Source organism: Psychrobacter sp. P11F6, assembly GCF_001435295.1.
Classification (GTDB): domain Bacteria; phylum Pseudomonadota; class Gammaproteobacteria; order Pseudomonadales; family Moraxellaceae; genus Psychrobacter.
Genome location: NZ_CM003594.1, coordinates 1449464 through 1462122, shown reverse-complemented (window position 1 = coordinate 1462122; position 12659 = coordinate 1449464). Strand labels below are relative to the sequence as shown.

Below are 12659 nucleotides of genomic sequence, written 5' to 3'. Positions count from 1 at the left end.
TTTGAGTACTCCTATTTATAGATTTATTATTAGAACATGTTTTATCACGCCAAACGGCTACTACATTAATCCTAACCCGCGTAATATTGCCGCACCAATCGCCATTCCAAACATACCTACCACGGTGGTAAAAGCCAAAATATTAGCAGCTAACACATCATTGCCACCCATGGCTTTTGCCATTACATAGCTGGCGGCGGCTGTTGGCGAGGCTACCATCAAAAACAACACACCCATATGCACACCTGATAGACCAAATCCCAATCCAATAGCGATGGCAATCAATGGCGCAACAATAATACGTCCGATACTCGCCTGCATGGACAGCCCTGAAGGGTGCAACATCGACTTCAAATCAATACTGGCACCGGCGCAAATCAATGCTAAGGGCAATGCCACTGCGGCCAGTAAATCGCCAGTCGTATGAATCACACCTGTAATAGGCGGCAGCGGTGACGCCTTATAAGCAAATGCTGCTACCAATGCGATAATCAGTGGGTTGGTAAATAGTTTTTTGATAATCATGGTACTGCGACTGAGCCAAGTATCATCCACACTTTTGGACACACGGCTGAGAGTGATAACCGCTAAGATATTAAACAGTATTGTCACCACACCCATATAGACAGCGCCGATGCTTAAGCCACGTTCTCCGTAGGCATTAGCAACCGTTGCCAGTCCAATAATAGCCATATTACTCCGAAATATCCCTTGTACAAACACCCCTTGATCAGCCGGTTTGCTCACAAAATATTTGGCGTAAATCTCTGCACCTATAAACAAGATGAATGTCACCAGAATACCAGCCACTATCAGCGTGATTTGTTTGCTGTAATCGACATCACTATCAACGACGCTAAAAAAAAGCAAACAGGGTAAACAGTAATTAAAGACAAAGCTCGATGCTTGATCAATAAAAGTCTGGCTCGCCTCACCGCGTCTCTGCATAAAAAAACCCAACCACATTAAGGCAAGGTTGGGCAAGACAATGGTAATAGCAAAGACAATAGCATCAATCATAAATAGGCTCAGTTCGTTGACAAGCCCATCATGATATGGACATCAGCAAGATAAATTAACAAGTAATCATTAAGTTTTCTAGCCTAGTATAGAGACAAAATAGCAAGTAAGACAAGCGCCTGCTCTATTTTCTTTTAACAGCGGCTGTGTTTTTAACAAATAAAAGCCCATAACGATATATCATTATGGGCTTTTGTTATAGTACTTATACTACTATTATGAATCTAGCGCGGCCTTCGCTTTTTTCTGTTTCTTCACTGTCATGGCTAGCAATTGAATGGCCGCAGGCGTCACACCGCTCACACGCCCCGCTTGGGCGAGCGTCGCAGGACGTATTTGCGTCAATTTCTGTACAATCTCATTTGATAAGCCTGATACTACGCTATAATCAAAGTCCAGTGGCAACGCTGTATTTTCTAGGCGCTTCATCTGATCAATATCTTCTTGCTGACGGTCAATATAGCCTGCGTATTTGACAGAAATCTCTATCTGCTCGCCTACTTGGGCATCGACTTGCGAATCAGTGATGACAGCGATATCAGCAAAATGAATCTGCGGACGCTTGAGCAAATCAAAAGCAGTCGATTCTTTTGACAGCACCTCGCCCGTTTGCTCTGTGACTTTTTTGCCTAGCGCGTTAGCAGGGGTTGCCCACATATCTTTGAGACGTGAGGTCTCCGTTGTGATCGCTTCCATTTTTTCTTGATAAGCCTGCCAGCGCACATCATCTACTAGACCAAGCTTACGACCTGTTTCAGTCAAGCGTTGATCGGCATTGTCTTCACGTAATAGTAGACGATATTCTGCGCGGCTCGTAAACATACGATATGGCTCAGTCGTACCATGGGTAATCAAATCATCAACGAGCACGCCAAGATAGGCTTCATCACGGCGCGGTGTCCACGTTTCAAACTCACTATTATTAGTCGTAACCAATGCCGCATTAGTACCTGCTAGCAAACCCTGTACGCCAGCCTCTTCGTAGCCAGTTGTACCATTAATCTGTCCAGCGAAGTAAAGACGATCGATAGATTTGGTCTCAAGCGTTGGCTTTAGATTTTGCGGATCAAAATAATCATACTCAATGGCGTAGCCCGGACGGGTGATATGCGCGTTTTCTAAGCCTTTCATACTATGAATAAACTCTAACTGCACATCAAACGGCAGACTCGTTGAGATACCATTTGGATATAGCTCATGTGTCGTCAAACCTTCTGGCTCAATAAATATCTGATGGCTGTCTTTATCCGCAAAACGATGAATCTTGTCTTCAATTGACGGACAATAACGTGGACCCACACCTTCGATTTTGCCTGAGAACATTGGAGAACGGTCTAAGTTTTCACGGATGATGTCATGCGTGCGCGCATTAGTATGCGTGATGTAGCAATTGACCTGCTCAGGGTGCATCGACACGTCACCCATATAACTCATCACTGGTAGCGGCGTGTCGCCCGGCTGTACGGTCATCACACTAAAGTCAACGCTACGCGCATCAATCCGCGCGGGCGTACCTGTCTTTAGGCGACCGACTGGCAGCTTAAGCTCACGCAAACGATCTGCCAACTTGATAGAAGGTTGATCGCCTGCGCGACCACCTTTTGAGCTTTCGAGACCAATATGAATAACTCCGCCTAAAAACGTACCTGAGGTCAGTACCACCGTTTGCGTATTAAAGATAATACCCGTTGCAGTAACCACTGCCGTCGCACGACCATTTTCAACTAAGATATCATCAGCCGCTTGTTGAAATATATCAAGATTTGGCTGATTCTCAAGCGTATGACGAATGGCGGCTTTATATAAAATACGATCCGCTTGCGCACGCGTAGCTCGAACTGCCGCACCTTTACGGCTATTTAGTACGCGAAACTGAATACCTGATTTGTCCGTCGCTAGCGCCATCGCACCACCAAGTGCATCAATCTCACGCACCAGATGTGATTTACCGATACCACCAATTGCTGGATTACAGCTCATTTGCCCAAGCGTCTCAATATTATGTGTCAACAGCAAGGTCTGCGCGCCCATACGTGCGGCTGCCAAAGCAGCTTCTGTGCCAGCATGACCACCACCGATCACTACCACGTCGTAATTTTTTGGGTATTGCATATACGCCTCACTTGACTCATAACGCCGCTTTTAGCCAAAAACTATCATTACCAGAATTTTATGGCTAAATAGCATGGTCATCAGCAAATAAACGTCAATCGGATTTAAAAAGTTAACGACTTGGAAAAGCCGCTAGATATTGGATTGTTAACCCATCATTATAACAATTTTTTGATGCTTAAAAAACGCCGCAGTAGAAACTATTTACATTAAGTGTTAAGCATCATTTTTAAACTTAGTAACTAGTAACTTAATAACTAGCGCCTAGTTACCAGGGCTCAGCGGTACGATTTGATCTGATTGACCACTGCTCAGCATATGCTGACTGCCATAACCTTCTGGATTGATCTGCAAATAAGCATTCATCAAGCCAATGGCATCGCCATCATTACTGGCCAAAATTTGCTCTTTAATCATGTCCACTGGCGGTAGCAGCAAGTTTTTTAGCAATGCCAAACGCTGCTGGTTATCGCCTTTATTAACGACCATCTCGATAAGTTGACGCGCATCAATGGGTAAATCTGGCGTATTCTGTGCCAATAATGCCAAATGATAAGCGCCCGCAGAATCTTGATCCGCAACGATACGCTGCTCAATCGCAATATAAGTGGCTTCTGTTGCGCCGCCTGCCACGCTAAGCTGATGAATACATTTCAGGGCTGAATATGGCTCATTGCCAGCAATTTCAATGATGCGCGTGGATTCATTTTTTAAATGCTCACGGCGTTTTTCGATTACCGCTTGCTCAGCAGCTTCTTTTTGCACGTCCGGCTGTTCCGTTGCTTGACTATTCATAAAGCTCTCTCACTCGTATGATAATTATTATTTATATCGCTGATATCTTGCACACTATATGGGGGTAAATTCGATAAAAACAACGAAGCCTAAAGACACTAAAGCGTAAAGACAATAAAAAACCCAAATAGCCATTAACTGACCATTTGGGTTTACTGTGCTTTATCTTATCAAGTTTATTTGAATATCAAAGACATCCAAAGCATACTCTCAAGTATTAAGCAGCAGGGCTGTTTGCTTCAACCAATGGCTTAAGCTCGCCTGATTGATACATTTGCAAAATAATGTCTGATCCGCCCATCAATTCGCCGTCAATCCACAACTGTGGAAAAGTCGGCCAATTGGCGACTTTAGGTAACGTCGCACGGATTTCTGGGTTTTCTAAAATATTTACAAACGCAAATGGACGACCGATTTGAGTAAGCACTTCAATCGATTTAGCAGAAAAACCGCACTGCGGAAATTGCGGCGTGCCTTTCATATAAATAATAACTTTATTGTCACGGATTTGATCACGGATCAATTGTTCAACGTCGTTTGCAGCAGTATTTGGGGTTTGCTCACTCATAAAAGCTCCTATTGATAAAGCGGTTCATTGAAAACAGTGATTGATATTACAAAATGATTGAGAAAAGAGATGGCTGATACATGGGGCAAGCGCCACGGTATTACAAGTACAAATCTATAGACTATATATAGAATCTGCGCTCAACTGACCAAGTCAATATGACTCGGAGTTCTCAAGCAGCGATGACACCCGATCCAAGCTATCTAGATTCGACAACATTAGGGACTAATAATACCACGGCATTGGCCATAATGCCCTCTTGCCGACCGGTAAAGCCTAACTTTTCAGTGGTGGTGGCTTTAACGCTGATATTATTGACCGCCGTCTGCAAATCACTGGCAATATTATCACGCATGGCTTGGCTGTGCGGTGCCAGCTTTGGACGCTCACACATCACAGTGATATCAGCGTTGCCTAGACTATAACCAGCCTCTTGCACTTTACTGTAGACATAACGTAGCAGCACCCGCGAGTCCAACCCTGCATGGGCAGCATCTGTATCAGGGAAATGCTGACCGATATCGCCAAGCGCCAATGCACCAAGCAGTGCATCAGCAAGCGCATGCAGCACCACATCTCCATCAGAGTGTGCAAGCAAGCTGTGCGTGTGTTCAATAGGCACACCTGCTAGCACCACATATTGCTGCTGCTGACCATTATTATGAAACGCATGAACATCGATACCTTGACCAATTTTTATCATTATTATTCCAAGATGAGTGAAACGTGATTAAAATAATTCAAAACCACTATCTAAATTTCTAAAGCGATTTTACCAATGCCTAGACACCATCGGTCGCCACCAGTTTCAATTAACTGGTATAATATGACGTTTATTTTATCATAATACCAGATCCAAAAGATAAGCTGACGTCGTTCTGCTAAGACTACCTATTGTAGCAATGGCATGATATTTGGCGTCAATATCTATTTTGGAGAACGTACAAATAGTTGAGCCGCTTTATGTCACCCATACAAAATACCTCAAGCATAGCCGTTTCTGAGTCTTTTACAACTCATCGTCCATTAACACTTGCCGATATTGAAAATCCTAGTGCCAAACACGTGATTGTCGGTATGTCAGGTGGCGTTGATTCTTCTGTATCAGCCGTTTTACTTCAACAAGCAGGCTTTAAAGTCGAAGGTCTGTTTATGAAGAACTGGGAAGAAGATGACGGCACCGAATACTGTACGGCAATGGACGACCTAGCGGACGCACAAGCGGTATGTGACAAAATCGGTATGAAGCTACACACAGCCAATTTTGCCATGGAATATTGGGATCGGGTTTTTGAGCATTTTTTGGCCGAATACAAAGCGGGTCGTACGCCCAATCCAGATATTTTGTGCAACAAAGAAATCAAGTTCAAAGCATTTTTAGACTATGCTTTGACGTTGGGCGCAGATTATATCGCCACCGGTCACTACACGCGCCGTAGTATGAACTATACGAATGCTAATGGCACTGAGGTTGCGCAGCTATTACGCGGGCTTGATAACAATAAAGACCAAAGTTACTTTTTACATGCGGTTGGCGGCGATAAAATCGCTAAGACATTGTTCCCAGTGGGTGAGCTTGAAAAACCAGTGGTTCGTCAAATCGCTGAAGAACATGATCTTATTACCGCCAATAAAAAAGATTCAACGGGTATTTGCTTTATTGGTGAACGCCGCTTTAAAGACTTTTTACAACAGTACTTGCCCGCTCAAAAAGGCGATATCGTCACTGACGATGGTCACGTGATCGGCCAACATGACGGCCTGATGTACTACACCTTAGGACAGCGTGGCGGTATCGGTATCGGCGGTGTAAAAGATCGCCCAGAAGAGCCTTGGTTTGTATTGGCAAAAGACTTGGATAACAACCGTTTGATCGTTGGACAAGGTCATGAGCATCCCATGATGCTGAGTAATGAGCTGCAAGCTTATAAGCTCGATTGGGTCGATGGTTTACCGCCTGCAGATATATTTAGCGAAGACGGCTTACGTTGTATGGCAAAATCGCGCTACCGTCAGCCAGACCAAGCGTGCCGAGTGTTTGCTGTTGATGATAAAGGTTTAGAAGTACGAGTGATATTTGATACGCCGCAACGGGCAGTGACGCCAGGTCAATCAGCAGTATTTTATATCGATGAGGTTTGTTTGGGCGGCGGTGTCATTGCCTCTATTGACGCGCCTTGCGGGATTTGACATCTCATTTAACATTAATTAATACAATGATTTGTCTTTTTTTAGGATACTGAATGACCGCTCGCCTTTTCGCCTTGCTGAATATCTCATTTTCTTGTTCGATATGGCTGAAGCGAGGTCTTACGCTTACGCTTATTGCTGCGTCATTTAGTGCACAGTCAGCACCAACAGAGATGGGGAGTATTACGGTTACCAGCTCTAATGCTTCGACTGGTAGTGCTTCTGGCACCTATATCGCAGCAGGTTCTGGTGCTACAGGTCGCTTTACTTTGGTTCGCAATGAAAATATTGGTTATAACAGTAATGCTGAGATAACACCATCTAGTGGTACACGCACCAATGGTATTGAGATCAGGAATGATTCTAATACTAGTATTGATAGAGATAAATTTAAGTACACTTTTACTATTACGCCTAATGATAACGCCTCTATACATACCATAAAGATTGGTCAAGCCAGCTATTCAATGGGTGGTAACTCAGAAATTGCACGTCAAACGTTAAGTTTTACCCAAAATAGTCAAATTAGTCTACCTGCGCAAGCCACTATCAAAAACAACCCAGATGTCCCCTATTACTATAATGCAATGGGTGATTATTTTATGGGTACCAGACTTAATGCGACTCAATTGAATTCACAAAATGCTGTGTTTAACCCGCAGCTGCGTACCGATAGCTCAAATGTGAATGGTAGTGGTTTATATTATTATAATATTACTAATCTAGCGGGTGTGACTGGTAGCCAAAATCCATATAGTCCTACTCTAACTAACAATCGAGTCGCCCTTAGCTCAAATAACGGGGTTTTACCACCGACGCCAACTTTTGAAAATATTATTAAAAGTATCAATAATGGCAGCACGTATTCTGCACTCTCACCTAATACCGCTATTTCCAATGGTGGTACTTATGTCAGTTATGGCATTGAAAACAGTCAAAGCAATTACGTTGTCGCGATAAGAAACGCGAACGCTGTGACTTTGACCTATGAAGGTATTATGAATGGTAATATCGGCATTGCGCGTAACGTAGTCGGTGAAACTTTTAATGAATGGATCAGCTTTGGGGTAGAAAGTGAACCGTTGAATTACGTCTTTTCAGGCACTGTATTCAATGATAATGGCGGTATAAACGATAGCGACATCAATGTCAAAAAAGATAACGCTACGATAGACAGCGGTATATATAACAATATCAACTTCTTCAATGGTACTTTTGACTCTGCTGAAAGTGGTATTGCAGGTAGCACAGTCAAACTGGTTGACTGTACTACTAATACTCCTCTTGAAACTATCAATATTCCTACTAATATTGTCGGTAGATATGAGATTAAAATACCTATCGCTTCTCTATCTGGCAAAAGTACTGTCTGCCTGATTGAAGAAAATAGTGCTAGCACTTACCCCATTCGTACTACTAATGAAAAAACGGTTATTTCCTTGACTACCAACAAGTATAACTATGAAAATAATAACTTTGGCAGAGTGATTGATAAAAATGCAGCTTTAGTCCTTGAAAAAGAACAAGCACTTAACGATTGCAAAATCGCCTCATTGTTACCAAATCTAGAAAACAAGCTTGCCTATAGTAAAGCCGCCTTATCTGAAGTAACTCCAGGACAATGTATTGCCTACAAAATTACTGCGACCAATCGAGCCAACCTTAGTATCAATAACTTTGTTCTACAAGATGTCTTGCAAGAAAAAAATGTAAATGGCGCGATAGTGACGTCAAAACTTGCGAATCCAATCCACCAAGCAAGCGAATATGCCGCAGACAGTGTCGCTATCGGCAATAACGGTACTGTCAAAACGGTAACCTCAATTTTAGATCCAAGGACAAAACGTAGTTTTTACTTTAATACTAAGTATGGCTCGACACACTCTAATACACCCGATACCCCTTAATAATCGCGTTATATGCATATTTTGATTTTATCAACGGCTACATTTGCTACACTACCCGTATTTTTTTGACCACAGTCTTATATGATGTGTTCATTTGTGGGATTTCACAGTTTTCATCACTTTTACTTTTTTAATTTAAAGGCATTATTATGAACTTACTTACCGCACTCTCCCCAATCGATGGTCGTTACGCCTCCAAAGCTGACAGCTTGCGTCCTTATTTATCAGAATTTGGTCTCATTAAAGCCCGCGTCACTGTCGAGATTCGCTGGTTACAGTCATTGGCAGATAACAGCGCTGTTGGTGAATTGGCAGCATTTGATACCGATACCAATGCCTTTTTAAACAGTATCGTTGATGACTTTAGTGAAGCAGATGCCCAAGCCATCAAAGACATCGAAGCGACGACCAATCATGATGTAAAAGCAGTCGAGTACTTTATCAAAGACAAGTTCCGTGGTCAGGCAGCACTTGAAGATTCATTAGAATTTATTCATTTTGCGTGTACTAGTGAAGATATTAACAACTTATCATATGCATTAATGCTAAAAGACAGCCGCGAGATTGTGGTTGCGAAAATGCAGCAATTGACTGATAGCATCGTTGATTTGGCGATTGCTCATGCTGATCAACCCATGTTATCACGCACCCATGGTCAAACCGCTAGCCCAACGACGCTAGGTAAAGAGATGGCAAACGTCGCTTATCGCCTAGCCCGTCAAATCAAACAAGTCGGTCAAGTAGAGCTATTAGGTAAAATCAATGGCGCGGTTGGTAACTATAACGCTCATTACGCCTCATACCCTGACGTTGATTGGCAAGCACATGCAGAACGTTTCATCGATGAAAGCCTTGAGCTGACTTTTAACCCTTATACCACGCAAATTGAGCCGCATGATTATATCGCCGAGCTATTTGATGCAGTTAAACGTTTTAATACCATCCTAATCGATTTTAACCGTGATATTTGGCAATACATTAGCTTAGGCTATTTTAAACAGCGCCTAAAAGATGGTGAAGTTGGTTCTTCTACCATGCCGCATAAAGTGAACCCGATTGATTTTGAAAACTCAGAAGGCAACTTGGGCGTTGCTAATGCCATGCTGGCGCATTTGGGTGAAAAACTGCCAATTTCGCGTATGCAGCGTGATTTATCAGACTCTACCGTACTTCGTAATATCGGTGTTGGTCTGGCGCAAAGTATGATTGCTTATGATGCTTGTTTAAAAGGCGTGAGCAAACTTGAATTGAATGCCCAGCGTTTGAATGATGACTTAGATAATGCACAAGAAGTATTGGCAGAGCCGATTCAAACGGTTATGCGTCGCTATCGTGTTGAGAACCCATACGAGAAGCTTAAAGCGCTGACTCGTGGTAATGCCATGACTCGCGAAGCCATGCTGACATTCGTTGAAAGTGATGAGCTATCTGCGGTGAGCGATGCGGATAAAGCGCGCCTACGTGAGATGACACCAGCCACTTATATCGGTAATGCGGCGGAGCAAGCGCGCACGATTAAAGAGTGGATTGCTAAGATTTAACTGGTAACAAGCTTATCTTTATAAAATGTAAAAAAGATATAAACGAGCATTCATTTATATCTTTTAAAAAAACCTTACTCGAAACACTATGATTTTTTTAAATACATAGTTAATGGGTGAGGTTTTATTCTTTATCCTCTTTATCCTCTTCATCTTTTTTATCACTGCTATCACCCGGTATGATCGCTTTGGTAACAGCAACAGTACCTTTGACGACGCCTTTAGTGGTTTTGTAGGCGACTTTTACAGGTACAGTGACGATTTTATGCACACAAGCTTGCAGCATAAACATACTGGCGATGATGACGATAAACTGTAATTTTTTCATAAATTTCCTACGGATAATGAGAGGCACTGATGGCTATATTTTGACCATCAGCTAGACGCTAATCATAAACCAATACACGTCAGCTATAAAGCACTGTTCTAGTTTTATATTCTGTCTACCTTGATATCCTTTCTACTTAAACACACGGATCTACCCATGACTTCTATACCGCTTTGTTTACCCGACTCTATCACGCCTGAGCAATTTTTAAGCGAATACTGGCAAAAAAAGCCACTCTTAATTAAACAAGGCTTACCACAGCTAATTGGCATGTTTGAACCTGACGACATGCTCGGTCTAGCCCTAGAAGAAGATGCCGCAGCGCGCTTACTAACTCAAGCAGCAAGTAAAAAAGAAGGTCAGGCGCAGTGGCAACTTAAAAAAAGCCCATTGACTGAAACTGATTTCGATAACTTACCTGAGCAATGGACCGTACTGGTGCAGAATATGGAACAGTGGTCACCTGAGCTTGGTCAATTGTGGCAAGCCTTTGACTTTATTCCACAATGGCAACGTGATGACATCATGGTTTCTTATGCGCCAAAAGGTGGTTCAGTCGGCAAACACTATGATGATTATGATGTGTTTTTAGCACAAGGCTACGGCACTAGACGTTGGCAACTGGGCAAATTCTGTGATAAAGATACTGAGTTCGTCGCCGATGAGCCGATTCGCCTCTTTGATGACATGGGTGAGATTATTTTTGATGAAATATTAGAAGCCGGTGACGTGCTTTACGTACCGCCGAAGCTGTCGCATTTTGGTGTGGCACAAGACGATTGCTTAACCTTTTCATTTGGCTGCCGTCGTCCTAACTTGATGCAAATCATCGACAGCTTGGCTGATATCGCCACCAACGATAGCGATTTATTTATCCCAATGCTGTTACCACAAGCGCTGCAAGCGTCAGGTGAATTGCAAGCGAGCAGCATCAATGCGATCAAAGATCAGCTATTACAAATGCTACAGTCTGAGCGTGGTGATGATATCATTCGTCAAGCAGTTTCAGAAGTCGTCAGCAAACGCCAGTATGATGCGCTGATGCCAGAGGATACATTGGATACGGATGAGCTTATGCAAGCTCTAGCAGAAGGTGCCACCTTGCAAGCGGATTATAGCAATCGTTTGCTCTATAGCCAGACTAATGATGGCATTGTGCTATATGCCAATGGTCAGCGCATTGACGGGCTTGACGAGACCGCAGTAGCGGTATTGGTGCGTTTGGCTAATGGCGAACACCTAAATAGTCAAGATGTTACCGATGTTGATGCAGATGATTTGAGCGAATGGCTAGAGAACGGTTGGGTATGGATTGATATTGCTGAATAACATCTATTAATCAGACATTAATCAAATAACGCAAATAAAAAAAACCGCTATCTGACAATTACTCAGATAGCGGTTTTTTCTTATAAATCGTATTCGGTATTTATAGCTATACCAAACACTGCTTAGCACTTATCAAAATGGATATAAGAGCGAAGCGGGTTTGTAATCAATACGGTTATTCTGTACCAAGTTCAAGCAAGCTAGCATTACCACCGATCGCTGTGGTATTGATTGTTTTGACGCGCTCAGTGACAAAACGATGCAAATAATCAGGCGTTAGCATCTCTGACAAGCCTTCCATATCGGTGACACTAATGACTTGCGTTAAGATACCGTCTGTATTGGCAAGCTCTTGACTGATAGTCTGCACTTCGCTTCGATTGCCAGAGACTGCAACCTGTGCCAGACGATCGATATATAAAAGCGTGACGGTTTGCGAGTCATTCGCCACACTCAATACATCTTCGCTGATACCTGTATCATATAGTATCTTGGCAGCTTCATTGCACATCTCATCTTGGCTTGGGCAATGCAGGATGACTTCATTACCTGTCAATAGTGCGGCTACCAGCTGTCCTAATACTGCCATGGCTCTAGCAGATTCACCACCAATAACCATGGTCTTACCACGACCAGTGACATATAGATCGTTGGACTCACCAGTTGCACCAGTCATGCGATGCACCTCATCCAAGCTAGGCGCGGCGCTCAATAGATGATTGAACAAACGCTTTGCTTTATTGGCGTCACCAGTCAGCAGCGCCAACTTTGGAATAGCCGCTTGTAGATATGTTGCGCGATTCACTGCGCCAAGTAATCGCCAAGATTCACAAACCTGGGCATGATTTTTTTTGAATTCAGTCGCCATG

At 43.0% G+C, this 12659-nt stretch carries 11 protein-coding genes; 4 read left to right on the top strand and 7 right to left on the bottom strand.

Translation table 11 applies throughout. From position 1 onward, the window contains the following. Positions 1-60: 60 nt before the first annotated feature. From AK822_RS06040 to ispF, 5 genes are all read right to left on the bottom strand, one after another. A complete protein-coding gene (locus AK822_RS06040) occupies positions 61-1020 on the bottom strand; it encodes an AEC family transporter (RefSeq protein WP_060490935.1) in 960 nt (319 codons plus the stop codon). A gap of 216 nt (positions 1021-1236) precedes the next feature. Next, positions 1237-3132, bottom strand: coding sequence for a tRNA uridine-5-carboxymethylaminomethyl(34) synthesis enzyme MnmG (mnmG, locus tag AK822_RS06035; RefSeq protein WP_060490934.1), 1896 nt, complete (start codon positions 3130-3132; stop codon positions 1237-1239). A 264-nt stretch (positions 3133-3396) separates the two neighbouring features. Continuing rightward, positions 3397-3927: a hypothetical protein gene (locus AK822_RS06030; protein WP_060490933.1), complete on the bottom strand. Its 531-nt coding sequence runs from the start codon at positions 3925-3927 to the stop codon at positions 3397-3399. 217 nt (positions 3928-4144) lie between these two features. Next, positions 4145-4495, bottom strand: coding sequence for a Grx4 family monothiol glutaredoxin (grxD, locus tag AK822_RS06025; protein WP_045446215.1), 351 nt, complete (start codon positions 4493-4495; stop codon positions 4145-4147). Between the two features lie 199 nt (positions 4496-4694). After that, a complete protein-coding gene (gene ispF, locus AK822_RS06020) occupies positions 4695-5198 on the bottom strand; it encodes a 2-C-methyl-D-erythritol 2,4-cyclodiphosphate synthase (protein ID WP_045446213.1) in 504 nt (167 codons plus the stop codon). A 260-nt stretch (positions 5199-5458) separates the two neighbouring features. Here ispF and mnmA point away from each other — a divergent pair, with 260 nt between their 5' ends. From mnmA to purB, 3 genes are all read left to right on the top strand, one after another. Then, positions 5459-6685 (top strand): tRNA 2-thiouridine(34) synthase MnmA, encoded by a 1227-nt coding sequence (gene mnmA, locus AK822_RS06015; protein ID WP_060490932.1) that lies wholly within the window; start codon positions 5459-5461, stop codon positions 6683-6685. A 53-nt stretch (positions 6686-6738) separates the two neighbouring features. Then, positions 6739-8592 carry a hypothetical protein gene (locus AK822_RS06010; RefSeq protein ID WP_060490931.1) on the top strand — a complete coding sequence of 618 codons (1854 nt, stop codon included), beginning with the start codon at positions 6739-6741 and terminating at the stop codon, positions 8590-8592. A 149-nt stretch (positions 8593-8741) separates the two neighbouring features. Continuing rightward, entirely contained in the window at positions 8742-10133 is a 1392-nt protein-coding gene (purB, locus tag AK822_RS06005) for an adenylosuccinate lyase (protein ID WP_060490930.1), read from the top strand. Positions 10134-10257: 124 nt separating this feature from the next. Here purB and AK822_RS06000 read toward each other — a convergent pair whose 3' ends face one another. After that, on the bottom strand, positions 10258-10461 hold the full coding sequence (locus AK822_RS06000) for an NF038104 family lipoprotein (RefSeq protein ID WP_060490929.1): 204 nt from the start codon (positions 10459-10461) through the stop codon (positions 10258-10260). 156 nt (positions 10462-10617) lie between these two features. Here AK822_RS06000 and AK822_RS05995 point away from each other — a divergent pair, with 156 nt between their 5' ends. Then, entirely contained in the window at positions 10618-11790 is a 1173-nt protein-coding gene (locus AK822_RS05995) for a cupin domain-containing protein (protein WP_060490928.1), read from the top strand. 175 nt (positions 11791-11965) lie between these two features. Here AK822_RS05995 and AK822_RS05990 read toward each other — a convergent pair whose 3' ends face one another. Next, positions 11966-12658: a 1-pyrroline-5-carboxylate dehydrogenase gene (locus tag AK822_RS05990; RefSeq protein WP_045446201.1), complete on the bottom strand. Its 693-nt coding sequence runs from the start codon at positions 12656-12658 to the stop codon at positions 11966-11968. Position 12659 lies beyond the last annotated feature (1 nt).

What these genes read in the sequence shown, in the direction of transcription:
- AK822_RS06040 (WP_060490935.1), bottom strand. Translation starts at nt 1,020, where the DNA reads ATGATTGATGCTATTGTCTTTGCTATTACCATTGTCTTGCCCAACCTT.
- mnmG (WP_060490934.1), bottom strand. Translation starts at nt 3,132, where the DNA reads ATGCAATACCCAAAAAATTACGACGTGGTAGTGATCGGTGGTGGTCAT.
- AK822_RS06030 (WP_060490933.1), bottom strand. Translation starts at nt 3,927, where the DNA reads ATGAATAGTCAAGCAACGGAACAGCCGGACGTGCAAAAAGAAGCTGCT.
- grxD (WP_045446215.1), bottom strand. Translation starts at nt 4,495, where the DNA reads ATGAGTGAGCAAACCCCAAATACTGCTGCAAACGACGTTGAACAATTG.
- ispF (WP_045446213.1), bottom strand. Translation starts at nt 5,198, where the DNA reads ATGATAAAAATTGGTCAAGGTATCGATGTTCATGCGTTTCATAATAAT.
- mnmA (WP_060490932.1), top strand. Translation starts at nt 5,459, where the DNA reads ATGTCACCCATACAAAATACCTCAAGCATAGCCGTTTCTGAGTCTTTT.
- AK822_RS06010 (WP_060490931.1), top strand. Translation starts at nt 6,739, where the DNA reads ATGACCGCTCGCCTTTTCGCCTTGCTGAATATCTCATTTTCTTGTTCG.
- purB (WP_060490930.1), top strand. Translation starts at nt 8,742, where the DNA reads ATGAACTTACTTACCGCACTCTCCCCAATCGATGGTCGTTACGCCTCC.
- AK822_RS06000 (WP_060490929.1), bottom strand. Translation starts at nt 10,461, where the DNA reads ATGAAAAAATTACAGTTTATCGTCATCATCGCCAGTATGTTTATGCTG.
- AK822_RS05995 (WP_060490928.1), top strand. Translation starts at nt 10,618, where the DNA reads ATGACTTCTATACCGCTTTGTTTACCCGACTCTATCACGCCTGAGCAA.
- AK822_RS05990 (WP_045446201.1), bottom strand. Translation starts at nt 12,658, where the DNA reads ATGGCGACTGAATTCAAAAAAAATCATGCCCAGGTTTGTGAATCTTGG.